Raw genomic sequence first — 25,460 nt, 5'->3', positions numbered from 1 at the left:
CGAATCGCTCCTTAATTCGTGTTGCCGCTTGGGTGATAGTCCTTGAGCAGCAGGTAAGTGCTCCAGCCCCACCAGTCGTCGACGGTGGCGGTGTCGTTGAGATTGTTGACGTCCTTGCGCCGCAGGACTTTGTTGCCCTGGACGCTGAACAGGGGCGAGAAGTTGTTGGCCAGACTCATCACGAAAGTCAGATCCGGCAGCCGTTGCAGCGCGTTGAAAGTGGTCGGCACATTGCCGCTGGAATACGCGGCGTACACCTCGTCCGCCGAATCCTGTACCGCCTGATTCACCTGATTGCGGTTGTCGGTGTCGGCGGCTTCGAAGTAGCGTTTGTCACCGAACGCCCGCCATTGTTCGCCATATCCGTTGCGTACCTTGAGGCCAAACTTGCTGTCTTCGTCGTGCATAAAACGAGTGATGAGTGACCCCAGGTCGCTCGGCGTCACGGCGGCGGCCATGGCCTTGCGCGGTACCCGCAAATGTCCGGAGGAAAACAGGTCGGTGAGGTAGTGGTCGGCGAATGCGTTCATCGCGTAGGCCCGTTCCAGTTGCAGCTCATCCTGACTGGCGTGGGCGGCAGCGGCGGTTTGCAGGGCGGCGGTGTGCCCGGCGATGTAGGCCTGCCGTGCCCATTCGCCGAAATGGTCGGCATTGTTTGCCGCCAGTTTCAGGTAGCGACCGAGGGGGAACAGCGCCGAGACAAAACTGCCGCCGCCGGTGATTTTGTTCCACTCTTCCGACAACGTATCTCCCAGTGCGTCATACGCTTCGTGGGGTGTTTTGCCGTCCTTGATCGCCTGTTTAACCGCGTCGATCTCTTTTTGCATGATCGCAAGAATTTGCGTCGCCTCGGCCTTTGACGCCGGCAGCGCGGCCAGGGTGTCGAAGGCTGCCGTAAAGCGCTGAAGGCGATCTGCCGCAGAAGCGCCTTCGTTGATCGGCCGATCGACGACGCCATAGAAATCACCGCCCAGTGCCAGTACCTGGCCGTAGGTCAGCGCCAATCCGTTCGGCAGATGCAGCGGCACGTTTTGCGCCACTACCGGCGCGGCATTTTCAACGAAGCGCAGCAAGGTGTTATCGCCGATAGCCGTGTGTTCCGCACCTTCGAAGCGCAACTGCGGTTTGCCCTTCGAGGCGTGAGCGGGCAGGGTGGCGACGGGGGCGACATCGCTGTGCGAGTCGGCAATGTGGAGTAACAGATGCGGATTTTCAGCACTGAAAGCGATGCCACTGGGGGTAAAAAGATCATCGAAACGGGCGATGACCGGTGTGGTTTTTTCAACGCATGTGGTTTGAAGACCGGACATTTCTTTCTCCTTGATATGTCGTCGGTGGATTCTTATTTAACTGTATGTATATACAGTTAAATCGAGCCTAGTCGAGAAATCTCCTACGTCAAAAAGAAATTCTGTCCGACAAAAAAAGCCCCCAGCGATGAAATGCAGTTGACGGTTATATTTTAAGTTGTACGATGACCTACAACTTCGGCGAAGGCTGAACGGTCCACTCACAAAAAAACGTTGCTACCAGGGTGTTCGAATAATGAATCCACAAGAACTGAAGTCCATCCTCTCCGCCGGCCTGCTGTCGTTCCCGGTGACCGATTTCAATGCCCAGGGCGATTTCAATCGCGCTGGCTACATCAAACGCCTGGAATGGCTGGCCCCGTACGGTGCTTCAGCCCTGTTCGCCGCCGGTGGCACCGGTGAATTCTTCTCCCTGGCTGCCAGCGAATACTCGGAAATCATCAAGACTGCCGTCGACACCTGCGCCAGCAGCGTGCCGATCCTCGCCGGTGTCGGTGGTTCGACCCGCCAGGCCATCGAATACGCTCAGGAAGCCGAGCGTCTGGGCGCCAAAGGCCTGTTGTTGCTGCCGCACTACCTGACCGAAGCCAGCCAGGACGGCGTTGCCGCCCACGTTGAAGCCGTGTGCAAATCGGTAAACATCGGTGTGGTGGTGTACAACCGCAACGTCTGCCGCCTGACCGCTCCACTGCTGGAGCGCCTGGCCGAGCGCTGCCCGAACCTGATCGGTTACAAGGACGGTCTGGGCGATATCGAGCTGATGGTGTCGATCCGTCGTCGCCTCGGCGATCGCTTCAGCTACCTCGGCGGTCTGCCGACCGCCGAAGTCTACGCCGCTGCCTACAAGGCCCTGGGCGTGCCGGTTTACTCGTCGGCGGTGTTCAACTTCATCCCGAAAACCGCGATGGACTTCTACCACGCCATTGCCCGCGAAGATCACGCCACCGTCGGCAAGATCATCGACGACTTCTTCCTGCCGTACCTGGACATCCGTAACCGCAAGGCCGGTTACGCCGTGAGCATCGTCAAGGCTGGCGCCAAGATCGCCGGTTATGACGCAGGCCCGGTGCGGGCGCCGCTGACCGACCTGACCGGCGAAGAGTACGAAATGCTCGCTGCGCTGATCGACAAGCAAGGTGCTCAGTAACACACCTCTATAAACAAGGCCGCTGAGCAATCAGCGGCTTTTTGCGTCAGGAGAATGATTCGTGACCAAGCGCTATGACAACTACATCAACGGTGAATGGATCGCCGGTAACGATTACTCGGCGAACATCAACCCGTCCGAACTGAGCGATACCATCGGCGATTACGCCAAGGCTGACCTGGCTCAGGTCAACGCCGCCATCGACGCCGCTCGCGCCGCGTTCCCGGCGTGGTCGACTTCGGGCATTCAGGCCCGCCACGATTCGCTGGACAAAGTCGGCACCGAAATCCTCGCCCGCCGCGAAGAACTCGGCACTCTGCTGGCCCGGGAAGAGGGCAAGACCCTGCCGGAAGCCATCGGTGAGGTGACCCGCGCCGGCAACATCTTCAAGTTCTTCGCCGGCGAGTGCCTGCGTCTGTCCGGCGACTACGTGCCGTCGGTGCGTCCGGGCGTCAACGTTGAAGTGACCCGCGAAGCCCTGGGTGTGGTCGGCCTGATCACCCCTTGGAACTTCCCGATTGCCATCCCGTCGTGGAAAATCGCCCCGGCCCTGGCCTACGGCAACTGCGTGGTGTTGAAGCCGGCGGATCTGGTGCCGGGTTGCGCCTGGGCGCTGGCCGAAATCATCTCCCGCGCAGGCTTCCCGGCCGGCGTGTTCAACCTGGTGATGGGCAGCGGTCGCGTGGTCGGTGAAGCGCTGGTCAACAGCCCGAAAGTCGACGGCATCAGCTTCACCGGCTCCGTCGGTGTGGGTCGGCAGATCGCGGTCAATTGCGTGTCGCGCCAGGCCAAGGTTCAGCTGGAGATGGGCGGCAAGAACCCGCAGATCATTCTCGACGACGCCGACCTCAAGCAAGCGGTCGAGCTGTCGGTGCAGAGCGCGTTCTACTCCACCGGCCAGCGTTGCACGGCATCGAGCCGTCTGATCGTCACCGCCGGGATTCACGACAAGTTCGTCGAAGCCATGGCCGAGCGCATGAAGTCGATCAAGGTCGGTCACGCGCTGAAGGCCGGCACCGACATCGGTCCGGTGGTCTCGCAAGCGCAGCTTGAGCAGGACATGAAGTACATCGACATCGGTCAGTCCGAAGGTGCGCGTCTGGTCAGCGGCGGTGGTCTGGTGACGTGTGACACCGAGGGCTACTTCCTCGCGCCGACCCTGTTTGCCGACAGCGAAGCGTCGATGCGCATCAGCCGCGAAGAGATCTTCGGCCCGGTGGCCAACATTGTCCGCGTGGCCGATTACGAGGCTGCGCTGGCCATGGCCAACGACACCGAATTCGGTCTGTCGGCGGGCATCGCCACCACGTCGCTGAAGTACGCCAACCACTTCAAGCGTCATTCCCAGGCCGGGATGGTGATGGTCAACCTGCCGACCGCCGGTGTCGATTACCACGTTCCGTTCGGTGGCCGTAAGGGTTCATCCTATGGCTCACGTGAGCAAGGCCGCTATGCGCAAGAGTTCTACACGGTCGTGAAGACCAGCTACATCGGTTCCTGATCCACGCAATACCTGTGGGAGCTGGCTCGCCAGCGAAAGCATCACCGCGGAGTGACTGATACAACGAGTCGCCTGCATCGCTGGCAAGCCAGCTCCCACAAAGACCAAAGAAGATCCACCCGCGCATAAAAATAATCAGTGGGAGTACATCTACATGCAATCGTCCAAGCCGACTCACGTCCGCTATTTGATCCTGCTCATGCTGTTCCTGGTGACCACGATCAACTACGCCGACCGCGCCACCATCGCGATCGCCGGTTCCAGCTTGCAAAAAGACCTCGGCATCGACGCGGTCACCCTCGGCTACATCTTCTCTGCTTTCGGTTGGGCCTACGTGGCCGGGCAAATTCCCGGCGGCTGGTTGCTCGATCGCTTCGGCTCGAAAAAAGTCTATGCCCTGAGCATCTTCACCTGGTCGCTGTTCACCGTGCTGCAAGGCTTCGTCGGTGAGTTCGGCATGTCCACGGCCATCGTCGCGCTGTTCATGCTGCGCTTTTTGGTCGGTCTGGCCGAGGCGCCATCGTTCCCCGGCAACGCACGCATTGTGGCGGCCTGGTTCCCGACCGCCGAACGCGGTACCGCTTCGGCGATCTTCAACTCGGCGCAATACTTCGCCACCGTGTTGTTCGCGCCGCTGATGGGCTGGATCGTGTTCTCCTTTGGCTGGGAGCACGTGTTCATCGTCATGGGCCTGCTCGGCATCGTGTTCTCGCTGGTCTGGCTAAAGGTTATCCACAGCCCGCGCCAACACCCGATGGCCAACGAAGCGGAAGTGAAGTTCATCGCCGACAACGGCGGCATGGTCGACATGGACCAGAAACAAGGCAAAAAGGCAGACGGTCCGAAATGGGATTACATCCGCCAACTGCTGACCAACCGCATGATGCTCGGCGTTTACCTGGGCCAGTACTGCATCAACGGCATCACCTATTTCTTCCTGACCTGGTTCCCGGTGTACCTGGTGCAGGAACGCGGCATGACCATCCTCAAGGCTGGTTTTATCGCCTCGTTGCCGGCGATCTGCGGTTTTATCGGTGGTGTGCTCGGCGGGGTGATTTCCGATTACCTGCTGCGCAAGGGCCATTCGCTGACCTTCGCCCGCAAGGCGCCGATCATTGCCGGTCTGCTGGTTTCGAGCAGCATCGTGGCCTGCAACTATGTGGACGTTGAATGGATGGTGGTCGGTTTCATGGCCCTGGCCTTCTTCGGCAAAGGCGTGGGTGCACTGGGTTGGGCGGTGGTGTCCGACACCTCGCCGAAACAGATCGCCGGTCTGAGTGGCGGCCTGTTCAACACCTTCGGCAACATCGCGTCGATCACCACCCCGATCGTCATCGGCTACATCATCAGCTCCACCGGCTCGTTCAAATGGGCACTGGTGTTCGTCGGCGCCAACGCACTCGTGGCGGTGTTCAGCTACCTGGTGATCGTCGGCCCGATCAAACGTGTGGTACTTAAAGAGCCGCCAACCAATGGCGGTTCCGAAGCCACCGGCAAATTGTCTCAAGCGCATTCCTGAGGAGCGGCGTCATGCAGTTGATTGAACATTCCGACTCGCCGCGCTACATCCGCCTGCACGAGCGGGACAACGTAGTGGTAGTGGTCAACGACCAGGGTGTGCCGGCCGGCACCGCATTTGCAGATGGCCTGGTGACGGTGGATTTTGTGCCGCAGAGTCACAAGGTCAGCCTCGTGGATATCCCCGAGGGCGGCACGGTGATCCGCTACGGCCAGATCATTGGCTATGCGTTGCAGCCGATTCCCCGTGGCAGTTGGGTCAAGGAAGATCAACTGCGCATGCCAACCGCGCCACCGTTGGACAGCCTGCCGCTGTCCACCGAAGTGCCGGCCACCCAGGCGCCGCTGGAAGGCTTCACGTTCGAGGGTTATCGCAACGCCGACGGTACCGTCGGCACGCGCAACATCCTCGGGATCACCACTACCGTGCAATGCGTCACCGGGGTGCTGGATCACGCGGTCAAGCGGATCAAGGACGAACTGCTGCCCAAGTACCCGAACGTCGATGACGTGGTGGCGCTGACCCACAGTTACGGTTGTGGCGTGGCTATCACCGCCACCGACGCCTACATTCCGATCCGTACCGTACGCAATCTGGCGCGCAACCCGAACCTCGGTGGCGAGGCGCTGGTGATCAGCCTGGGCTGCGAAAAATTGCAGGCCGGGCAGGTGATGCATGAAGACGATGCCTCGGTGGATCTGAGCGAGCCTTGGCTGTATCGCTTGCAGGATTCCAGTCACGGTTTCACCGAGATGATCGAGCAGATCATGGAGCTGGCCGAAGTCCGTTTGAAGAAGCTCGACCAGCGCCGCCGGGAAACCGTGCCGGCGTCCGAGCTGATCCTCGGCATGCAGTGCGGCGGCAGCGATGCGTTTTCCGGCATCACCGCCAACCCGGCGCTGGGTTATGCCTCGGACTTGCTGCTGCGGGCGGGGGCGACGGTGATGTTTTCCGAAGTCACCGAAGTGCGTGATGCGATTTACCTGCTGACCTCACGGGCCCAGACCAAAACCGTTGCCGAGGAACTGGTGCGCGAGATGGACTGGTACGACCGTTACCTGGCCAAGGGTGAAGCGGATCGCAGCGCCAACACCACGCCGGGCAACAAGAAGGGCGGATTGTCGAACATCGTCGAGAAGTCGTTGGGCTCGATCGTGAAGTCCGGCAACAGTGCGATCAGTGGCGTGCTCGGCCCTGGGGAGCGTTTCAAGCAGAAGGGCTTGATTTTCTGTGCGACGCCAGCCAGTGACTTTGTCTGCGGCACCTTGCAACTGGCGGCGGGGATGAATCTGCACGTGTTCACTACCGGGCGTGGTACGCCTTATGGTCTGGCCATGGCGCCGGTGGTGAAGGTCTCGACCCGTACCGAACTGGCGCAACGCTGGCCGGATCTGATCGACATCGATGCCGGGCGGATTGCCACCGGGCGCGCAACCATCGAGGAGTTGGGCTGGGAGTTGTTCCACTACTACCTGGATGTGGCGAGCGGCAAGCAACAGACGTGGGCGGAGAAGCACAAGCTGCATAACGACATTACGTTGTTCAATCCGGCGCCTATTACCTGAGTATGTTGATCGTTCCCACGCATAGCGTGGGAACGAACGGGGTGAAAGTGGCTTATCATTAGCCCCCTAACGACGCTCACCTCCAAGGCTCCCCGGCATGCTGGCTATCTTCCTCGAAACCCTGAACATCACCGCGCCGGTGTTTGCCATGCTTTTTCTCGGTGTGCTGCTCAAGCGCATCGACTGGATCAACGACAACTTCATCCACACAGCCTCGTCGCTGGTGTTCAACGTCACCATGCCGGCGCTGCTGTTTCTCGGCATTCTGCACGCCGACCTGCACGCGGCACTGCAACCGGCGCTGCTGATCTATTTCGCTCTCGCGACGCTGGTCAGTTTTGCCGTGGCCTGGGGCTGGGCCATTTTCCGCTGCCCGCGTGAAGATCGCGGCATCTACACCCAAGGCGCCTTTCGCGGCAACAACGGGGTGATCGGCCTGGCGCTGGCGGCGAGCATGTACGGCGACTACGGGATTTCCCTTGGAGCGATTCTCGCGGCGCTGGTGATCCTGTTCTACAACACCCTGTCGACCATTGTGCTGGCGGTCTACAGCCCGGTGATCAAATCCGATCCGTGGAGCATCTGCAAAAGCGTGGTCAGCAATCCGCTGATCATCAGCGTGATCGCGGCGGCGCCGTTCGCTTATTTCAAGATCGGTCTGCCGGGGTGGCTGGAAACCTCCGGCCAGTATCTGGCGCAGACCACGCTGCCGCTGGCACTGATCTGCATTGGCGGCACGCTGTCGCTGGCGGCGCTGCGCAAGAGCGGCAAGATGGCGCTCAGTTCGAGTCTGGTGAAGATGGTCGGTCTGCCGGTGATCGCCACGCTGGGCGCGTGGCTCTGGGGCTTTCGCGGGGCGGAGCTGGGAATTCTGTTTCTGTACTTCGGCAGCCCGACTGCCGCCGCCAGTTTCGTCATGGCCCGTGCGGCGCAGGGCAACCATGAACTGGCGGCGGCGATCATCGTGCTGACCACATTGATGGCGGCGATCACCACCAATATCGGGATCTTCTTCCTGCAGTGGGGCGGGTGGATCTGAGGCCGGCGGTTACTCGGGCTTCTGGTAACTGTCGATCACTTCCTGCGCCGCACGAAACGCATCGATTGCCGCCGGCACCCCGGCGTACACCGCGCAATGCAGCAGCGCCTCGCGGATCTCTTCCACTGTGCAGCCATTGTTCAGCGCACCGCGCACGTGGCCCTTCAACTCTTGCGGGCACTTCAACGCGGTCAGCGCGGCGAGGGTGATCAGGCTGCGGGTTTTCAGCGGCAGACCTTCTCGATTCCACACGCCGCCCCAGGCGTGTTCGTTGACGAAATCCTGCAAGGGTTGAGTGAATTCGGTGGCATTGCCCAGCGCGCGGTCGACAAACGCGTCGCCCATTACCTGACGGCGGACTTCAACCCCGGATTTCTTCGATTCGGTCATGGCACATCCCTCCTGTGGTGTTGGCGGCGCCAGGCGCGTACGGACGTGAAAAACAGAAACGCCAGCAGCGTCGGCAGCACATAAAACAGCATCAATCGCTCGAGTTTGCCGGCCAGTGGCATGCCGGTGGTGAACGACACCACGTGCAGCCCGTACGCCAGGTACAAACCCAGCAGCAGCAGACCTTCGGCCCGGGTCACGCGGTAGCCGGAATAGAACACCGGCAGGCACAGCGCGGCGACGCCGAGCATCACCGGCAGGTCGAAATCCAGTGCGTTCGGCGAGACCGACAGCGGCGTCGGCGCGATCAGTGCGGTCAGGCCCAGCACCCCAAGCAGGTTGAACAGGTTGGCGCCGATCACGTTGCCCACGGCGATGTCCCGCTGACCGCGTAGCGCGGCGATCAGCGAAGTGGCGAGTTCCGGCAGCGAGGTACCGACCGCGACCACGGTCAGGCCGATTACCCGCTCGGAGAACCCCAGGTCGGTGGCCACGACCACGGCGGCGCCCAGCAGCAAGTGCCCGGCGAACACCAGCATGCCCAGACCACCGACAATCATCAGCAGGCTGGTGAACCACGGTGCCTGCGGATCGTGCGGTTGATCGGAGTGCGGGCGGGTCGAGTGCCGCGACTGGCGCAGCAATAATCTGAGATACAGGGCGAGGGCGCCGAGCAACAGAATGCCGTCGAAGCGCCCGAGCTCTTCATTCCATGCCAGCACGAACACCAGCAGGCTGGCACCGATCATCAGCGGAATGTCGAGGCGCACCAGTTGTCGCGATACCCGCAGCGGAATGATCAGTGCCGACAGGCCGAGGGTGACGAGAATGTTGAAAATGCTGCTGCCGATCACGCTGCTGACGGCGATGTCCGGCGTGTGCGCCTGCACGGCTTGCAGGCTGACGGCCATTTGCGGAGCGCTGCTGCCGAGGGCGACGATGGTCAGGCCGATAATCAGCGGCCGCAAATGCAGGCGCGCGGCCAGCCGCACGGCGGCGCGTACCATCAGTTCGGCGCCGACGATCAGCAGGAACAGCCCGCTGAGCAATTCGATCACGCTGATCAGGGGTAAGTCGGTCAGTCCGAAAATGGTGGGCGCTCCATCAGTCGTCGAGGGCCTGGACCCGAACGCGGGCGGTTCCACTGCGCAGCATACCGAGCTGTTCGGCCGCCGCACGTGAAACATCGATCAGGCGACCACGAGTGTGCGGGCCGCGGTCGTTGATGCGGACCACGACGGATTCATCGTTTTTCAGGTTGGTGACCTTCACCCGGGTGCCGAACGGCAACTGGCGGTGGGCGGCGGTCAGGGAATTCTGGTTGAACGCTTCGCCGCTGGCGGTGCGTTTACCGTGGTGCCTGGCACCGTAATAGGAGGCGACACCGGTCTGGTCGTAACCCTGCGGGTCGATGACATCGGTGCTGGCGCAACCGGCCAGCAAGGAGAGCAGGGCGCAGGCGCCGAGCAGACGTTTCATTCGAAAGCTCCCAAATAACAATGTGGGAGCGAACGTGCTGGCGAAGGCGATCTGTCAGTCACTTTTGCAGTGTCTGAAATTGCGCTATCGCGAGCATGCCCGCTCCCACAGGGAATGGAGCCAGGCTTTGGATCTGGCTCCATTGTGGTCAGCCTTCGAGCTTGCTTTTCAGCAGTTCGTTCACTTGCTGCGGGTTGGCCTTGCCTTTGGAGGCTTTCATGGCCTGGCCGACGAAGAAGCCGAACATCTTGCCGCGCTTGGCTTCGTCTGCCGCACGGTATTGCTCGACCTGCTCGGCGTTGGCCGCGAGCATTTCGTCCAGCACCGCCGAGATCGCGCCGCTGTCGGTAACCTGCTTCAGGCCGCGCTTTTCGATGATCTCGTCTGCGCTGCCTTCGCCGTTGGCCATCGCTTCGAACACCACCTTGGCGATCTTGCCGGAGATGGTGTTGTCTTTGATGCGCAGCAGCATGCCGCCCAGTTGCTCGGCCGAAACCGGTGAATCCTCGATGTCCAGGTTCTGCTTGTTGAGCAGGCTGCCCAACTCGACCATCACCCAGTTCGCCGCCAGTTTGGCGTCGCCGCCGATGGCTGCGACTTTCTCGAAGTAGTCCGCCTGCTCACGGCTGGTGGCCAGTACGTTGGCGTCGTAGGCCGACAGACCGAACGCGCTCTGGAAGCGCTCGCGTTTCTGCGGTGGCAGCTCCGGCAGGGTGGCGCGCACGTCATTGAGGAACGAGTCCTCGATGACCACCGGCAGCAGGTCCGGATCGGGGAAGTAACGGTAGTCGTTGGCTTCCTCTTTGCTGCGCATCGGACGGGTCTCGTCCTTGTTCGGATCGTACAGACGGGTCTGCTGTATCACTTTGCCGCCGTCTTCGATCAGGTCGATCTGACGCTGGATCTCGGAGTTGATCGCCTTCTCGATGAAGCGGAACGAGTTGACGTTCTTGATCTCGCAGCGGGTGCCGAACTCAACCTGGCCTTTCGGACGCACCGACACGTTGCAGTCGCAACGCAACGAACCCTCGGCCATGTTGCCGTCGCAGATGCCCAGGTAACGCACCAGCGCGTGGATCGCCTTGACGTAGGCCACGGCTTCCTTGGCGCTGCGCATGTCAGGCTCGGAAACGATTTCCAGCAGCGGTGTGCCGGCACGGTTCAGGTCGATGCCGGTGGCACCGCTGAATTCTTCGTGCAGGCTCTTGCCGGCGTCTTCTTCCAGGTGCGCGCGGGTGATGCCGACGCGTTTGACCGTGCCATCTTCCAGGGCGATGTCCAGGTGGCCCTTGCCGACGATCGGCAATTCCATCTGGCTGATCTGGTAGCCCTTCGGCAGGTCCGGGTAGAAATAGTTTTTACGGGCGAACACGTTGTGCTGACCGATCTCGGCGTCAATCGCCAGACCGAACATCACCGCCATGCGCACCGCTTCCTGGTTCAGCACCGGCAGCACGCCGGGCATGCCCAGGTCGATCAGGCTGGCCTGGGTGTTCGGCTCGGAACCGAACTGGGTGGAACTACCGGAAAAGATTTTCGACCGGGTGGTGAGCTGGGTGTGAATCTCCAGCCCGATCACGACTTCCCATTGCATGTGTGTCTCCTCAGAAGCCGGTTGGGGTGCGGGTGTGCCAGTCAGTGTTCAACTGATACTGGTGGGCAACGTTCAACAGGCGACCTTCCTGGAAATACGGCGCGAGCAGCTGTACGCCGACCGGCAGGCCGTCGACGAAACCGGCCGGCATCGACAGGCCCGGCAGGCCCGCGAGGTTGGCGGTGATGGTGTAGACGTCTTCGAGGTAGGCAGCGACCGGGTCGCTGTTCTTGGCACCGAGTTTCCAGGCCGGGTTTGGCGTGGTCGGGCCGAGGATGATGTCGACTTCATTAAAGGCAGTCATGAAGTCGTTCTTCACAAGGCGACGGATCTTTTGCGCTTTCAGGTAGTAGGCGTCGTAGTAACCGGCGGACAGTGCGTAGGCACCGACCATGATCCGGCGCTGCACTTCAGGCCCGAAGCCTTCGCCACGGGAGCGCTTGTACAGATCTTCCAGGTTCTTCGGGTCTGCGCAGCGATGGCCGAAGCGCACGCCGTCGAAACGCGACAGGTTGGAGGAAGCTTCTGCCGGGGCGATCACGTAGTACGCAGGGATCGCGTGCTGCATGTTCGGCAGGCTGATTTCCTTGATTACGGCACCGAGCTTCTGCAGCTCCTTGATGCTGTTCTGGATCAGATCGGCGATGCGCGGGTCGAGACCGGCACCGAAGTATTCCTTCGGCACGCCGATGCGCAGGCCTTGCAGCGAGCCATTCAGACCGGCGGCGTAGTCCGGCACCGGCTCATCGATGCTGGTGGAGTCGTTCGGATCGAAGCCGGCCATACCTTGCAACAAAATCGCGCAGTCTTCGGCGGTGCGAGCCAGCGGGCCGCCCTGATCAAGGCTGGAGGCGTAAGCGATCATGCCCCAGCGCGACACGCGACCGTAGGTCGGTTTCAGGCCGGTGAGGTTGGTGAACGCGGCCGGCTGACGGATCGAGCCGCCGGTGTCGGTGGCCGTCGCGGCAGGCAACAGACGAGCGGCAACTGCCGCCGCCGAACCACCGGACGAACCGCCCGGCACGTGTTCCAGGTTCCACGGGTTTTTCACCGCGCCGTACCAGCTCGACTCGTTGGCCGAACCCATGGCGAATTCGTCCATGTTGGTCTTGCCCAGAGTCACGGTGCCGGCGGCGGCCAGCTTCGACACCACGGTGGCGTCGTATGGAGCCTTGAAGTTGTCGAGCATCTTCGAGCCGCAACTGGTGCGGATACCCTGGGTGCAGAACAGATCCTTGTGGGCGATCGGTGCACCGAGCAGGGCGCCACTCTCACCATTGGCCCGGCGCACGTCGGCGGCTTTCGCCTGCTCGAGGGCCAGCTCTTCGGTGAGGCTGATGAAACTGTTGAGCTGCGGATCGAGCTGGGTGATACGCGCCAGCAAGACTTTGGTCAGCTCTTCGGAAGAAAACTTTTTATCGGCGAGACCGCGGGCGATCTCGGCCAGAGTCAATTGATGCATTGCAGGCTCTTTCCCTTTAGTCGATGACTTTCGGAACCAGGTACAGGCCGTTTTCGACCGCTGGTGCGATGGACTGATAAGCCTCGCGGTTATTGCTTTCGGTCACGACATCGGCGCGCAGGCGCTGACTGGCTTCCAGCGGGTGGGCCAGCGGTTCGATACCGTCGGTATTGACCGCCTGCATTTCGTCGACCAGCCCGAGAATGCTGTTGAGGGCCGAAGTGATGTGTGGAAGATCGGCGTCATTCAGGCCAAGGCTGGCCAGATGAGCGATTTTTTCCACGTCGGAGCGTTCTAGCGCCATCGGGTTTCTCCAGTGGAAAACAGGACGGACGGCGTCCGTGTGTTAGATTGTCGGAACACTACCGCACTTCTACGGTCATAAGGCCGCGATTGTGGGGCTTGGTGCACAGAAAAGCGGCCAATTTAACATATTGGCGCCTTGCCCAAAATCCCTGTCGTTGTTAGAGTTTGCCGCACTTTTTTACCCACGCGTTGCCTAGGGTCCCTTTCCCATGTTCAAGAAACTGCGTGGCATGTTTTCCAGCGATCTTTCCATTGACCTGGGCACTGCCAACACCCTTATTTACGTGCGCGAGCGCGGTATCGTCCTGAATGAGCCATCGGTTGTGGCCATTCGGACACACGGTAACCAGAAAAGTGTCGTCGCTGTCGGCACCGAGGCCAAGCGCATGCTCGGCCGTACGCCGGGCAACATTGCGGCCATTCGTCCGATGAAGGACGGCGTGATCGCCGACTTCAGCGTCTGCGAAAAGATGCTGCAATACTTTATCAACAAGGTTCACGAAAACAGCTTTCTGCAGCCCAGCCCTCGTGTGCTGATCTGCGTTCCATGCAAGTCCACCCAGGTTGAGCGTCGTGCCATCCGTGAATCGGCCCTTGGCGCCGGTGCCCGTGAAGTGTTCCTGATCGAAGAGCCGATGGCGGCAGCGATCGGTGCCGGCCTGCCGGTTGAAGAAGCTCGCGGTTCGATGGTCGTGGATATCGGTGGTGGTACCACCGAAATCGCGCTGATCTCCCTGAACGGTGTGGTCTATGCCGAATCCGTGCGTGTTGGCGGCGACCGCTTCGACGAAGCGATCATCACCTACGTGCGCCGCAACTACGGCAGCCTGATCGGCGAATCCACCGCCGAACGCATCAAGCAGGAAATCGGCACGGCCTACCCGGGCGGTGAAGTTCGCGAAGTCGACGTTCGTGGTCGCAACCTGGCCGAAGGCGTTCCACGTGCGTTCACCCTGAACTCCAACGAAGTGCTGGAAGCTCTGCAAGAGTCGCTGGCAACCATCGTTCAGGCAGTGAAAAGCGCTCTGGAGCAATCGCCGCCGGAACTGGCTTCCGACATCGCCGAGCGTGGCCTGGTGCTGACCGGTGGTGGCGCGCTGCTGCGTGACCTGGACAAGCTGTTGGCTCAGGAAACCGGTCTGCCGGTAATCGTTGCCGAAGATCCGCTGACCTGCGTCGCTCGCGGCGGTGGCCGTGCATTGGAAATGATGGACAAGCACACCATGGACCTGCTCTCCAGCGAATAATCGCCGGGTGCAATACGTGGGTGAGCGCACAGGCAGCACTTTGCAGTGCTGCCTGTTGGCGTTTATCTTCTGTCAGTCTTCATCCAGGCCGGTTTGATGCCGTATGAATAAACAGAACATTTGCCTGGGAGGAGCGGCTTATTAAACCGCTTTTCGCCAAGGGCCCCTCATTGGGCGTGCGCCTGTTGGTGCTGGCCGTGCTGTCGGTCGCGCTGATGGTCGTTGATGCGCGCTTCAGTCTGCTTAAACCCGTACGCAGCCAGGCCTCGCTGGTGCTGATGGACGCCTACTGGATTACTGACCTGCCCGGACGGTTGTGGGAAGGTATCGCCAGCCAGTTCGGCAGTCGCACCGAACTCGTCGCCGAAAATGAAAAACTCAAGTCGGAGAACCTGCTGTTGCAGGGTCGCATGCAGAAGCTTGCCGCCCTCACCGAGCAGAATGTCCGCCTGCGCGAGTTGCTCAATTCCTCCGCGCTGGTCAACGAGAAGGTCGAAGTGGCCGAGCTGATCGGCATGGACCCCAACCCTTTCACCCATCGCATCATCATCAATAAAGGTGAGCGTGATGGCGTGGTGCTCGGTCAGCCGGTGCTCGATGCTCGCGGCCTGATGGGGCAGGTGGTCGAACTGATGCCGTACACCTCACGTGTGCTGCTGCTGACCGACTCGACCCACAGCATTCCCGTGCAGGTGAACCGTAACGGTCTGCGGGCGATTGCCAGCGGCACCGGTAACCCTGAGCGTCTGGAACTGCGCCACGTGGCGGACACTGCCGATATCAAGGAAGGTGATCTGCTGGTCAGCTCCGGTCTCGGCCAGCGTTTCCCGGCCGGTTACCCGGTGGCGACGGTCAAGGAAGTCATCCACGATTCCGGCCAGCCTTTTGCCATTGTTCGCGCCGTGCCGACCGCTGCGCTGAACCGCAGCCGTTACCTGCTGCTGGTATTCAGCGACAACCGCACCGCCGAAGAGCGCGCCAACGATGCCGCGCAGGCTCAGGAAAACCTCGATGCCTTTGGTGGCGGTCCGGTGATTCCGTCCACGGTGCCGAAAATCGTCACCCCGCCAGCCGCAGCCGCAACGCCTGCCACGGCGACTCCGTCGGCTGCGCCTGCTGCCGGCACCACGCCGGCCAAACCTGCTGCAAGCAAACCGCCTGCAGCCACACCCGCGGCCAGCAAGCCACCGGCCAATCAGCCCGCTGCTCGACCAGCGGCCAAGCCGCCTGTCACTGCGCCGGCGACCACCGGGAGGCAAGAATAATGGTCGGAGCTACCGCATCGCGTAACGGCTGGATCGTCTGGCTGACGTTTATCGTCGGCATACTGCTCAGCGTGTCGCCACTGCCCATTTTCATGGAAATCCTGCGCCCGCTGTGGCTGGCCTTGCTCCTGACTTTCTGGGCTTTGTACCTGCCGCATACGGTCGGCATGGTCACGGCGTTCTGCCTGGGGCTGGCCGAAGACGTGCTGCAAGGCGATCTGCTCGGTCAGAATGCCTTGATCCTGACACTGATCACGTTCCTCGTGCTGTCGTTGCAACAACGCCTGCGAATGTTCCCGATGTGGCAGCAGTGCCTGGTGATCCTGGTGATCTTCGGCCTCGCCCAGCTCGTACAACTCTGGCTCAGTGCCTTGACCGGCAACCGTCAGCCGACCCTCGCACTGGTCCTGCCGGCACTGGTCAGTGCCTTGCTCTGGCCTTGGGTCAGCTTCGCTTTGCGTGGATTGCGTCGGCGCTACAAAATCAACTGATTCGGTCAGGCATTTGCCCGCACCAGTGCCTTGCCTCGCAAATGAAGTTCTTTTTGGGCGAGTGGCTGTTGTTGCCAGACAAGGCGCCGTGACGAGTCATAGCGTGCTATGGCGAGGAACGGCAACGCAGTATGGCAGCAACAGACGCCGACCAAAGGGAACAGCATTTGTGAGGCAGGGCACCAAACAGGGAGATGTCTTGATGAAAAAGCTTTACCTCGCCTCAGGATCGCCGCGTCGGCGTGAATTGCTCACGCAGATCGGCATCCCGTTTACCGCCATCAGCGCGGATATCGATGAAACCCCTCTCGCCAATGAATCCCCATCGGCCTACGTCGAGCGCCTGGCGCGCGGCAAGGCCGAGGCTGGGCGGCGTGCTGTCGTTTCCGACGTAGCCTTTTGCGTACTGGGTGCCGATACCGCGGTGGTGCTGGACGGCAAAATTCTTGGCAAACCGGTGGACGAAGCCGATGCATGCGCCATGCTGATGATGTTGTCCGGCAAGGAGCATGAAGTGCTGACGGCGATTGCCGTGCTCGACGGCGAGCGCATCGAGTCGCGGGTGGTGCGCAGTCTGGTGCGGTTCCGCTCGATCAGCCGCGAAGAAGCCGCCGCCTACTGGGCCAGCGGCGAACCCCGGGACAAGGCGGGTGGCTACGGCATTCAGGGGCTCGGTGCGGTGTTCGTCGCCGGCCTCAATGGCAGCTACTCGGCGGTCGTCGGCTTGCCGGTGTGCGAAAGCGCAGAACTGCTTGGCCATTTCGGCATACCCTGTTGGCAAAACCTGAACGCGCGATGAGCGTCGAACGGACAAGATGCGGCCATTATCGTGAACATGCCTGAACGAGACCCTGCCATGAGTGAAGAGATTCTGATCAACATCACGCCGATGGAATCGCGCGTGGCGGTGGTCGAAAACGGTGTGCTGCAAGAAGTGCACGTCGAGCGTACGCAAAAACGCGGGATCGTCGGCAACATCTATAAAGGCAAGGTGGTGCGAGTTCTGCCGGGCATGCAGGCGGCCTTCGTCGACATCGGCCTGGATCGTGCAGCCTTCATTCATGCCTCGGAAATTTCCCTGCGCGAAGGTCCAGCGGTGGAAAGCATCAGTGCGCTTGTACACGAAGGCCAGAGCCTGGTGGTGCAGGTCACCAAGGATCCGATCGGGTCCAAAGGCGCGCGGCTGACAACGCAGCTGTCGATCCCGTCGCGCTATCTGGTGTACATGCCGCGCACCGCCCACGTCGGCATTTCCCTGAAGATCGAAGACGAAGCCGAGCGCGAGCGCCTCAAGCAGGTGGTCAGCGATTGCGTGGCCAAAGAAGGCATCAAGGAGGCCGGCGGCTTCATTTTGCGTACCGCCGCCGAAGGTGCCGGGGCCGATGAGATCCTGATGGACATCCGCTACCTGCGCCGGCTGTGGGATCAGATCAACGAACAGATCAAGACCATCGGCGCACCGAGCGTGATCTATGAAGACCTTGGCCTGGCGTTGCGTACCCTGCGCGATCTGGTCAGCCCGAAGATCGAGAAGATCCGCATCGACTCCCGGGAAACCTTCCAGAAAACCACGCAGTTCGTGGCCGAACTGATGCCGGAAATCGCCGATCGTCTGGAACATTACCCGGGTGAACGACCGATCTTCGACCTGTACGGCGTCGAAGACGAAATCCAGAGAGCCCTGGAACGCAAGGTGCCGCTGAAGTCCGGTGGTTATCTGGTGATCGATCCGGCGGAAGCCATGACCACTATTGATGTGAACACCGGTGCTTTCGTCGGTCATCGCAACCTTGAAGAAACCATCTTCAAGACCAACCTCGAAGCCGCGACCGCGATTGCCCGGCAGATGCGCCTGCGCAATCTGGGCGGGATCATCATCATCGACTTCATCGACATGGAGGACGAAGAGCACCAGCGTCAGGTGCTGCGTACCCTGGAGAAACAGCTGGAGCGCGATCACGCCAAGACCAACATCATCGGCATTACCGAGCTGGGCCTGGTGCAGATGACGCGCAAGCGCACCCGTGAAAGCCTTGAACAAGTGTTGTGCGAACCGTGCAGCAGCTGTCAGGGCCGGGGCAAACTGAAAACTCCGGAAACCATTTGCTACGAGATTTTCCGCGAGATCCTGCGCGAAGCCCGGGCCTATCAGGCCGAGGGTTATCGGGTGCTGGCGAACCAGAAAGTCGTCGACCGGCTGCTCGATGAAGAGTCCGGTAACGTGGCCGAACTTGAAGGTTTCATCGGGCGCACCATACGCTTCCAGGTCGAAACCATGTATTCCCAGGAACAATATGACGTGGTGCTGCTCTGAACCCCTGCATCACCTTTTTCCTGAAACGGCTGGCCTCAGCTTTTTGCATTATTTTTGCCATGGGAGCCAACTGACATGGAACGTCTGACACGCATTTTGGCTGCGCTGACCCGCTGGGGTCTGAGCCTGTGCGCGTTGGTTCTGGTATTGATGGCGTTGTACGTCAGTCTCGGCCGGGAACTCACGCCACTGGTGGCCGAATACCGCGCCGATATCGAAGACAAGGCCAGTGCCGCCCTGGGCATGCCGCTGCAGATCGGCGAGCTGGAAGGCAACTGGAGCGGATTTGCCCCGATCCTGCTGGCCCACGACGTGATGGTCGGCAGCGGCGCCAACGCCTTGCGCCTGGATCGGGTGCGCGCGGTGCCGGATCTTTGGGCCAGTTTGCTGGCCCGGGAAGTGCGCATCGCCCATCTTGAACTCAACGGTCTGAAGATCAGCCTCAAGGAAGGCGAAGACGGAAAGTGGGCGCTGGAAGGCTTGCCGGTGCAGCAGGATCAGCCCATGGATCCCGAACAACTGTTCAACCGCATGCAAATGATTCAGCAACTGTCGGTGCTCGACAGTCAGGTGACGTTGCAGCCGCTGGAGCAGGCGCCGCTGACCCTCACTTATGTCGGCCTCAATCTAAAGACCGGTTCCAGCCGCCAACGCCTCGATGCGCGCCTGACCCTGCCCAACGGTCAGCCTGTGGCGCTGAGCCTGCGCACACGCCTTCGTCCGAATCAGTGGCAGAACAGCGAATTGGAAGGCTATGCCAGCCTGCCGCAGAGCGACTGGTCAAAATGGCTGCCCGAGCGGCTTACTCAACAGTGGAATTTCTCCGCGATCAAGGCCGGTGGCGAGTTGTGGGTCAACTGGCGCGAGGGGGCGTTGCAGAGTGCGGCGATCCGTCTCAATGCGCCGCAACTGACCGGCGCCTACGCTGAACGCAAGCCGATCCAGATCAACAATCTGGCGCTTAATGGCTATTTTCAGCGCGGCTCCGAAGGGACCACAATCACGCTTGATTCGTTGGCGATGAATGTCGGCGAAACCCGCTTCGAATCCCATGTCCAGATCAAACAGACGGCCGCCACCGACGAAGCGCAAGAGCTCTGGCATCTGCAGGCCGACCAGCTCGACCTGACGCCGATCACACCTTTGCTCAATGCCCTCGGCCCATTGCCCCAAGGTTTCGCCACCGTGGTCGAGCGCCTGAAAGTGACCGGTGGCATGCGTAACGTACTGCTGGATTTCCGGCCGAACGCCACCGACGACAGCAAATTCAGCTTCGCCGCCAACCTCGATCAAGTTGGCTTCGACGCCTACCACGGCGCGCCGGCGGCACGGAATGTCAGCGGCAGCCTTACCGGCAATCTCGGCGGCGGCGAGCTGCGCATGGACAGCAAGGACTTCGTCCTGCACCTCGATCCGATCTTCGCCAAGCCATGGCAGTACATTCAGGCCAATGCCCGGTTGACCTGGAAGCTCGATAAAGAAGGGTTCACCCTGATCGCGCCGTACCTCAAGGTGCTCGGCGAGGAGGGCAAGATCGCCGGCGACTTCCTGATCCGCCTGCACTTCGATCACAGCCAGGAAGACTACATGGACCTGCGGGTCGGTCTGGTGGATGGCGATGGACGCTACACCGCCAAGTACCTGCCGCAAGTCTTGAGCCCGGCCCTCGATGAATGGCTGCGCACGGCAATTCTCAAAGGCGCGGTGGATCAGGGCTTCTTCCAGTATCAGGGTTCGCTGAACAAGAACGCCGGAGAAGCGGATCGCAGCATCAGCCTATTCTTCAAGGTGCACGACGCCGAGCTGGCGTTCCAGCCGGGCTGGCCGCACGTGAGCAAGGTCAGCGGTGACGTGTTCATCGAAGACAGTGGCGTGCGTATTCTGGCCAACGAGGGTCAGTTGCTCGACACCCAGGTCAGCGATGTCTTCGTCAATATTCCCCATGTGCCGAGCGGCGAGCACAGCCATATGTTCCTCGACGGCAGCTTTGCCGGCGGGCTGGGCGATGGCCTGAAGATTCTTCAGGAGGCGCCGATCGGCACCGCCGATACTTTTGCCGGCTGGGAAGGCGAGGGTGACCTGCAAGGCAAGCTCAAACTCGATGTGCCGTTGGCCAAGGGTGATCAGCCGAAAATCCTCGTCGACTTCAAAACTGCCAATGCGCGCTTGAAGCTGGCCGAGCCGAAGCTGGAACTGAGCCAGCTCAAGGGTGATTTCCGCTTCGACAGCGACAAGGGCCTGAGCGGTCAGAACATCAGCGCCAGGGCCTTCGATAAACCGGTCTCGGCGCAGATCTTCGCCGACGGTGCTCCCGGCCAGCTCAAGACCCGAGTCGCGGCGTCAGGGCAGGTCGAGGTCAAGAAACTCACCGACTGGCTGGGCGTGACTCAACCATTGCCGGCGTCCGGGACGATTCCTTACCAGTTACAAGTGAATCTGTCCGGCGCCGACAGCCAATTGATGGTCAGTTCCAGCATGAAGGGTGTGGCGGTGGATCTGCCGGCGCCGTTCGGTATGGCCGCCGACGTGGGGCGTGACACGGTATTCCGCATGACCCTGCAAGGACAGGAGCGGCGTTTCTGGGTCAATTACGATCAACTGGCCAATTTCACCTTTGCCGCGCCACCGGGAAATTTTGCCGATGGTCGGGGCGAGTTGTTCCTCGGCGCCGGCGAAGCGGTGTTGCCGGGCAGCAAAGGTCTGCGAGTGCGCGGCGTACTGTCCGAGCTTGACGTCAAGCCCTGGCAGGACCTGCTGGACAAATACGCTGGCCAGGATCCGGGTGGCAACGCCAAGCAGTTGCTCAGCAGCGCGGATTTCAAGATCGGCAAACTCACGGCCTTCGGCACCACGCTGGATCAGGCAGCCGTGCAAGTGAATCGCAAGCCCGGTGCCTGGGCACTGGCCCTCGACAGCCAGCAGGCCAAAGGCACGGCGGGCATTCCTGACGCCAAGGGCGCGCCGATTGCGGTGAACCTGCAATACGTGCGGTTGCCGGCGCCGGACCCGACGGTCCAGGCCGACGAAAACGCGCCGGATCCACTGGCTTCGGTCGATCCGACCAAGATCCCGGCGCTGGATATCACCATCAATCAATTGTTCCAGGGCCAGGATCTGGTCGGTGGCTGGTCGCTCAAGATTCGGCCGACCGCCAAGGGCATCGCCCTGAACAATCTCGATCTGGGCCTCAAGGGCATTCTTTTGCAGGGCAGCGGCGGCTGGGAAGGCGCGCCCGGTGCTACGAGCAGTTGGTACAAGGGCCGGATCGGCGGCAAGAATCTCGCCGATGTGCTCAAGGGCTGGGGCTTTGCACCGAGCGTGACCAGCGAAGAATTCCACATGGATGTCGACGGCCGCTGGCCGGGCTCGCCGGCGTGGCTGGCGACCAAGCGCTTCTCCGGCACCCTCGATGCGTCCCTCAACAAAGGCCAGTTTGTTGAAGTGGAGGGCGGCGCCCAGGCATTGCGGGTATTCGGTCTGCTCAACTTCAACTCGATTGGCCGGCGTTTGCGCCTCGACTTCTCCGACCTGTTCGGCAAAGGCTTGAGCTATGACCGGGTCAAGGGATTGCTGGTGGCGACCAATGGCGTGTATGTGACGAAAGAGCCGATCAAGTTGACCGGGCCTTCGAGCAACCTGGAACTGGACGGCACGCTGGATCTGGTGGGCGATCAGGTTGATGCCAAATTGCTGGTGACCTTGCCGGTGACCAACAATCTGCCGATTGCCGCGCTGATTGTCGGCGCACCGGCGGTCGGCGGTGCATTGTTCCTGATCGACAAACTGATCGGCGATCGCGTGGCACGGTTCGCCAGCGTCAAATACACCGTCAAAGGCCCGTGGAAAGAGCCGAAAATCACCTTCGACAAGCCTTTTTGAACAGCCAGCCCCTGAACCGATGGAGTAGCATGGCCGCATACCTCTTGCGGAGTGCGCCATGTCTTTAGCGGTGATTCAAATGGTCAGCCAGAGCGATGTGCTGGCCAACTTGCGCGATGCCCGACGTTTGCTCGAACAGGCGGCCAATGCCGGTGCGAAGCTGGCCGTGCTCCCGGAAAACTTCGCGGCCATGGGCCGTCGCGACATCGCCGATATCGGCCGCGCCGAAGCACTTGGCGAAGGCCCGATCCTGCCGTGGTTGAAACAGACCGCCCGCGACCTCAAGTTATGGATTGTGGCCGGCACCTTGCCGTTGCCGCCGGTGGGGCAGCCTGAGGCCAAGTCCCATGCCTGCTCGCTGCTGGTGAATGATCAGGGCGAAATCGTCGCGCGCTATGACAAGTTGCACCTGTTCGATGTCGACGTGGCGGACAATCGCGGCCGTTACCGCGAATCCGATGACTATGCTTATGGCAGTGGCGTGGTGGTCGTGGACACCCCGGTCGGGCGACTGGGCCTGACGGTGTGCTACGACCTGCGTTTCCCGGAGCTGTATAGCGAATTGCGCGCAGCCGGGGCTGAACTGATTACCGCACCGTCGGCCTTCACCGCGGTGACCGGTGCGGCGCACTGGGACGTGTTGATCCGTGCTCGGGCCATTGAAACCCAGTGCTATGTGCTGGCGGCAGCCCAGGGCGGGATACATCCAGGGCCACGAGAGACCTTTGGCCACGGGGCGATTGTCGATCCGTGGGGCCGCGTGCTGGCGCAACAGGAGCAGGGCGAAGCGGTGTTGCTGGCCGAGCGCGACAGTCATGAACAGGCGTCCATCCGGGCGCGAATGCCGGTGACGGGTCATCGGCGGTTTTTTTCGCAGGGCGCACAGCGACCTGCTTCAGAACACGAATTTAAGGCGTAAAACCTATGAGCGAGTTGTTGTCCTCAGTCAGTGATCACCTGTTGGCGCCCGGCGGCGTGACGATCGAGAGCCTGCAAGGCGTGCTCGGTGATCTGGCGGGTCCAGGCATCGATGCGGCCGACCTGTATTTCCAGGGGCAGATTTCCGAGTCCTGGTCGCTGGAAGACGGCATCGTCAAGGAAGGCAGTTTCAACCTCGACCAGGGCGTCGGCGTGCGTGCGCAGTCCGGCGAAAAAACCGGTTTCGCCTACAGCAACGCGATCACCCTCGAAGCCCTCGGCGCGGCGGCCCGTGCGGCCCGTTCGATTTCCCGCGCCGGGCAGAACGGCACGGTGCAGGCGTTCAGCAGCCAGGACGTCGCCCAGTTGTACGCACCGGATAACCCGCTGGAAGTCCTGAGCCGCGCTGAAAAAGTCGAACTGCTCAAGCGCATCGACGTGGCGACCCGTGCCCTCGATCCGCGTATCCAGCAGGTCAGCGTAAGCATGGCCGGGGTCTGGGAGCGGATTCTGGTGGCCTCGACCGACGGTGGCCTGGCTGCCGATGTGCGTCCGCTGGTGCGTTTCAACGTCAGTGTGATCGTCGAACAGAACGGCCGTCGCGAACGCGGTGGTCATGGCGGCGGCGGGCGTACCGACTACCGTTATTTCCTCGCCGAAGACCGCGCCATGGGTTACGCGCGTGAAGCACTGCGCCAGGCACTGGTGAATCTGGAAGCGATTCCGGCACCGGCCGGCACCTTGCCGGTGGTTCTGGGTTCGGGCTGGTCGGGCGTGTTGCTGCACGAAGCGGTCGGTCACGGTCTGGAAGGCGACTTCAACCGCAAGGGCAGTTCGGCCTACAGCGGGCGCATGGGTGAGATGGTTGCTTCGAAGCTCTGCACTATCGTCGATGACGGTACGTTGGCCGGTCGTCGCGGCTCCCTGAGTGTCGACGACGAAGGCACGCCGACCGAGTGCACCACGCTGATCGAGAACGGCGTGCTCAAGGGTTATATGCAGGACAAGCTCAATGCGCGGCTGATGGGCGTGGCCCGCACCGGCAACGGTCGCCGTGAATCCTACGCGCACCTGCCGATGCCTCGGATGACCAACACCTACATGCTCGGCGGCCAAAGCGATCCGGCGGAAATCATCGCCTCGGTGAAGAAGGGCATCTACTGCGCCAATCTTGGCGGTGGTCAGGTCGACATCACCAGCGGCAAGTTCGTGTTCTCCACCAGCGAGGCGTATCTGATCGAGGACGGCAGGATCACCGCGCCGGTCAAGGGTGCGACGTTGATCGGCAACGGTCCGGAAGCGATGAGCCGGGTGTCGATGGTCGGTAACGATCTGGCGCTGGACAGCGGTGTGGGGACTTGCGGCAAGGACGGGCAGTCGGTGCCGGTAGGTGTCGGTCAGCCGACCCTGAAAATCGATGCGATTACCGTGGGTGGCACGGGCGCATAAGAAGGAATGGAGCTTCGGGTGGCGCGCAGTGCGGCCACCCGGTGGCGAATATCAACGCAGACCGCGTTGAGTCTCGTCCAGCTCACGGATGTATTTGAAGATTTTACGGCTCGAGGCAGGAGGCTTGTTTTGCGCAACCTCGTGCTGGGCCTGACGGATCAGGGAACGCAGTTGCTGGCGGTCGGCGTCCGGGTAATCGACGACGAATTTTTCCAGTACGGCATCGTCACCGGCGATCAGGCGGTCACGCCAGCGTTCGAGGTTGTGGAAACGCTCGTTGTACTGACGGGTTGAGGCATCGAGTTGATCGAGCAAGGTGAGAATCGCGTCAGTGTCCTGATCGCGCATCAGTTTGCCGATGAACTGCAAGTGCCGTTTACGCGCGATGTTCGCGGTGTGCTTGGGCGCATCGGCCAGGGCCCGGCGCAAAGCGTCGGTCAATGGCAGTTTTGCCTGCAGGTCCGGCTTGAGCGTTGTAAGGCGCTCGCCAAGGTCAACCAGAGCATGCAGCTCGCGTTTGACCTGGGATTTGCTTTTTTCTCCCGTATCGAGGGAGTCGTCGTAAGAATCAACCATGGTGGCAGT

At 61.3% G+C, this 25,460-nt stretch carries 21 protein-coding genes; 13 read left to right on the top strand and 8 right to left on the bottom strand.

Going from position 1 to position 25,460, the window contains the following annotated elements; genetic code table 11:
- Positions 1 to 11 precede the first annotated feature (11 nt).
- A complete protein-coding gene (locus QLG12_RS20500) occupies positions 12 to 1,310 on the bottom strand; it encodes a phospholipase (RefSeq protein ID WP_282475135.1) in 1,299 nt (432 codons plus the stop codon).
- A gap of 235 nt (positions 1,311 to 1,545) precedes the next feature.
- On the opposite strand from QLG12_RS20500, the gene kdgD reads away from it, so the two are divergent.
- The 5 genes from kdgD to QLG12_RS20475 all read left to right on the top strand — a co-directional run bounded on the left by kdgD (position 1,546) and on the right by QLG12_RS20475 (position 8,081).
- A complete protein-coding gene (gene kdgD, locus QLG12_RS20495) occupies positions 1,546 to 2,457 on the top strand; it encodes a 5-dehydro-4-deoxyglucarate dehydratase (protein WP_011332448.1) in 912 nt (303 codons plus the stop codon).
- A 61-nt stretch (positions 2,458 to 2,518) separates the two neighbouring features.
- Entirely contained in the window at positions 2,519 to 3,958 is a 1,440-nt protein-coding gene (locus QLG12_RS20490) for an aldehyde dehydrogenase family protein (protein ID WP_197869686.1), read from the top strand.
- 154 nt (positions 3,959 to 4,112) lie between these two features.
- Entirely contained in the window at positions 4,113 to 5,477 is a 1,365-nt protein-coding gene (locus QLG12_RS20485; RefSeq protein ID WP_041475503.1) for an MFS transporter, read from the top strand.
- 11 nt (positions 5,478 to 5,488) lie between these two features.
- Complete coding sequence (gene garD, locus QLG12_RS20480; protein ID WP_064382551.1) at positions 5,489 to 7,042, top strand: galactarate dehydratase; 1,554 nt, start codon at positions 5,489 to 5,491, stop codon at positions 7,040 to 7,042.
- Positions 7,043 to 7,139: 97 nt separating this feature from the next.
- The gene (locus tag QLG12_RS20475; protein WP_064382550.1) at positions 7,140 to 8,081 is read left to right on the top strand and encodes an AEC family transporter; all 942 of its coding nucleotides are present in this window, start codon (positions 7,140 to 7,142) and stop codon (positions 8,079 to 8,081) included.
- A 9-nt stretch (positions 8,082 to 8,090) separates the two neighbouring features.
- On the opposite strand, the gene QLG12_RS20470 is transcribed toward QLG12_RS20475, so the two are convergent.
- The 6 genes from QLG12_RS20470 to gatC form a co-directional block, all read right to left on the bottom strand.
- Complete coding sequence (locus tag QLG12_RS20470; protein WP_039769260.1) at positions 8,091 to 8,471, bottom strand: carboxymuconolactone decarboxylase family protein; 381 nt, start codon at positions 8,469 to 8,471, stop codon at positions 8,091 to 8,093.
- On the bottom strand, positions 8,468 to 9,529 hold the full coding sequence (locus tag QLG12_RS20465; RefSeq protein WP_282475134.1) for a calcium/sodium antiporter: 1,062 nt from the start codon (positions 9,527 to 9,529) through the stop codon (positions 8,468 to 8,470). Before QLG12_RS20465 ends, QLG12_RS20470 begins: the two co-directional genes overlap by 4 nt.
- A 46-nt stretch (positions 9,530 to 9,575) precedes the next feature.
- The gene (locus QLG12_RS20460; protein WP_282475133.1) at positions 9,576 to 9,950 is read right to left on the bottom strand and encodes a septal ring lytic transglycosylase RlpA family protein; all 375 of its coding nucleotides are present in this window, start codon (positions 9,948 to 9,950) and stop codon (positions 9,576 to 9,578) included.
- 148 nt (positions 9,951 to 10,098) lie between these two features.
- Positions 10,099 to 11,544 (bottom strand): Asp-tRNA(Asn)/Glu-tRNA(Gln) amidotransferase subunit GatB, encoded by a 1,446-nt coding sequence (gatB, locus tag QLG12_RS20455; protein ID WP_064382547.1) that lies wholly within the window; start codon positions 11,542 to 11,544, stop codon positions 10,099 to 10,101.
- Positions 11,545 to 11,554: 10 nt separating this feature from the next.
- Positions 11,555 to 13,006, bottom strand: a complete 1,452-nt coding sequence (gene gatA, locus QLG12_RS20450) for an Asp-tRNA(Asn)/Glu-tRNA(Gln) amidotransferase subunit GatA (protein ID WP_134334065.1) — start codon at positions 13,004 to 13,006, stop codon at positions 11,555 to 11,557.
- 16 nt (positions 13,007 to 13,022) lie between these two features.
- Positions 13,023 to 13,310, bottom strand: a complete 288-nt coding sequence (gene gatC, locus QLG12_RS20445; RefSeq protein ID WP_007953612.1) for an Asp-tRNA(Asn)/Glu-tRNA(Gln) amidotransferase subunit GatC — start codon at positions 13,308 to 13,310, stop codon at positions 13,023 to 13,025.
- Between the two features lie 211 nt (positions 13,311 to 13,521).
- On the opposite strand from gatC, the gene mreB reads away from it, so the two are divergent.
- The 8 genes from mreB (at position 13,522) to tldD (ending at position 24,875) form a co-directional block, all read left to right on the top strand.
- Positions 13,522 to 14,559 carry a rod shape-determining protein MreB gene (gene mreB / locus QLG12_RS20440; protein WP_002555108.1) on the top strand — a complete coding sequence of 346 codons (1,038 nt, stop codon included), beginning with the start codon at positions 13,522 to 13,524 and terminating at the stop codon, positions 14,557 to 14,559.
- Positions 14,560 to 14,699: 140 nt separating this feature from the next.
- Positions 14,700 to 15,824, top strand: coding sequence for a rod shape-determining protein MreC (gene mreC, locus QLG12_RS20435; RefSeq protein WP_197869812.1), 1,125 nt, complete (start codon positions 14,700 to 14,702; stop codon positions 15,822 to 15,824).
- Positions 15,824 to 16,315 carry a rod shape-determining protein MreD gene (gene mreD / locus QLG12_RS20430; RefSeq protein WP_064382544.1) on the top strand — a complete coding sequence of 164 codons (492 nt, stop codon included), beginning with the start codon at positions 15,824 to 15,826 and terminating at the stop codon, positions 16,313 to 16,315. Before mreC ends, mreD begins: the two co-directional genes overlap by 1 nt.
- A gap of 202 nt (positions 16,316 to 16,517) precedes the next feature.
- Complete coding sequence (locus QLG12_RS20425) at positions 16,518 to 17,114, top strand: Maf family protein (RefSeq protein WP_197869689.1); 597 nt, start codon at positions 16,518 to 16,520, stop codon at positions 17,112 to 17,114.
- A gap of 57 nt (positions 17,115 to 17,171) precedes the next feature.
- A complete protein-coding gene (gene rng, locus QLG12_RS20420) occupies positions 17,172 to 18,629 on the top strand; it encodes a ribonuclease G (protein WP_064382542.1) in 1,458 nt (485 codons plus the stop codon).
- Positions 18,630 to 18,704: 75 nt separating this feature from the next.
- A complete protein-coding gene (locus QLG12_RS20415) occupies positions 18,705 to 22,508 on the top strand; it encodes a YhdP family protein (protein WP_282475132.1) in 3,804 nt (1,267 codons plus the stop codon).
- Positions 22,509 to 22,566: 58 nt separating this feature from the next.
- Positions 22,567 to 23,427 carry a carbon-nitrogen hydrolase family protein gene (locus QLG12_RS20410; protein ID WP_197869691.1) on the top strand — a complete coding sequence of 287 codons (861 nt, stop codon included), beginning with the start codon at positions 22,567 to 22,569 and terminating at the stop codon, positions 23,425 to 23,427.
- Between the two features lie 5 nt (positions 23,428 to 23,432).
- Positions 23,433 to 24,875: a metalloprotease TldD gene (gene tldD, locus QLG12_RS20405; RefSeq protein ID WP_197869692.1), complete on the top strand. Its 1,443-nt coding sequence runs from the start codon at positions 23,433 to 23,435 to the stop codon at positions 24,873 to 24,875.
- Between the two features lie 51 nt (positions 24,876 to 24,926).
- Here tldD and yjgA read toward each other — a convergent pair whose 3' ends face one another.
- On the bottom strand, positions 24,927 to 25,451 hold the full coding sequence (yjgA, locus tag QLG12_RS20400; RefSeq protein WP_007953598.1) for a ribosome biogenesis factor YjgA: 525 nt from the start codon (positions 25,449 to 25,451) through the stop codon (positions 24,927 to 24,929).
- Between the last annotated feature and the right edge of the window lie 9 nt (positions 25,452 to 25,460).

The organism is Pseudomonas sp. V88_4 (genome assembly GCF_029967985.1).
Classification (GTDB): Bacteria; Pseudomonadota; Gammaproteobacteria; order Pseudomonadales; family Pseudomonadaceae; genus Aquipseudomonas; species Aquipseudomonas glycinae.
This window is presented reverse-complemented; position numbering and strand designations above follow the sequence as displayed.

Excerpts from the sequence above, each read along its gene's own strand:
- QLG12_RS20500 (WP_282475135.1), bottom strand. The coding sequence starts at position 1,310 with ATGTCCGGTCTTCAAACCACATGCGTTGAAAAAACCACACCGGTCATC.
- kdgD (WP_011332448.1), top strand. The coding sequence starts at position 1,546 with ATGAATCCACAAGAACTGAAGTCCATCCTCTCCGCCGGCCTGCTGTCG.
- QLG12_RS20485 (WP_041475503.1), top strand. The coding sequence starts at position 4,113 with ATGCAATCGTCCAAGCCGACTCACGTCCGCTATTTGATCCTGCTCATG.
- garD (WP_064382551.1), top strand. The coding sequence starts at position 5,489 with ATGCAGTTGATTGAACATTCCGACTCGCCGCGCTACATCCGCCTGCAC.
- QLG12_RS20475 (WP_064382550.1), top strand. The coding sequence starts at position 7,140 with ATGCTGGCTATCTTCCTCGAAACCCTGAACATCACCGCGCCGGTGTTT.
- QLG12_RS20470 (WP_039769260.1), bottom strand. The coding sequence starts at position 8,471 with ATGACCGAATCGAAGAAATCCGGGGTTGAAGTCCGCCGTCAGGTAATG.
- QLG12_RS20460 (WP_282475133.1), bottom strand. The coding sequence starts at position 9,950 with ATGAAACGTCTGCTCGGCGCCTGCGCCCTGCTCTCCTTGCTGGCCGGT.
- gatB (WP_064382547.1), bottom strand. The coding sequence starts at position 11,544 with ATGCAATGGGAAGTCGTGATCGGGCTGGAGATTCACACCCAGCTCACC.
- gatA (WP_134334065.1), bottom strand. The coding sequence starts at position 13,006 with ATGCATCAATTGACTCTGGCCGAGATCGCCCGCGGTCTCGCCGATAAA.
- gatC (WP_007953612.1), bottom strand. The coding sequence starts at position 13,310 with ATGGCGCTAGAACGCTCCGACGTGGAAAAAATCGCTCATCTGGCCAGC.
- mreB (WP_002555108.1), top strand. The coding sequence starts at position 13,522 with ATGTTCAAGAAACTGCGTGGCATGTTTTCCAGCGATCTTTCCATTGAC.
- mreD (WP_064382544.1), top strand. The coding sequence starts at position 15,824 with ATGGTCGGAGCTACCGCATCGCGTAACGGCTGGATCGTCTGGCTGACG.
- QLG12_RS20425 (WP_197869689.1), top strand. The coding sequence starts at position 16,518 with ATGAAAAAGCTTTACCTCGCCTCAGGATCGCCGCGTCGGCGTGAATTG.
- rng (WP_064382542.1), top strand. The coding sequence starts at position 17,172 with ATGAGTGAAGAGATTCTGATCAACATCACGCCGATGGAATCGCGCGTG.
- QLG12_RS20415 (WP_282475132.1), top strand. The coding sequence starts at position 18,705 with ATGGAACGTCTGACACGCATTTTGGCTGCGCTGACCCGCTGGGGTCTG.
- QLG12_RS20410 (WP_197869691.1), top strand. The coding sequence starts at position 22,567 with ATGTCTTTAGCGGTGATTCAAATGGTCAGCCAGAGCGATGTGCTGGCC.
- tldD (WP_197869692.1), top strand. The coding sequence starts at position 23,433 with ATGAGCGAGTTGTTGTCCTCAGTCAGTGATCACCTGTTGGCGCCCGGC.
- yjgA (WP_007953598.1), bottom strand. The coding sequence starts at position 25,451 with ATGGTTGATTCTTACGACGACTCCCTCGATACGGGAGAAAAAAGCAAA.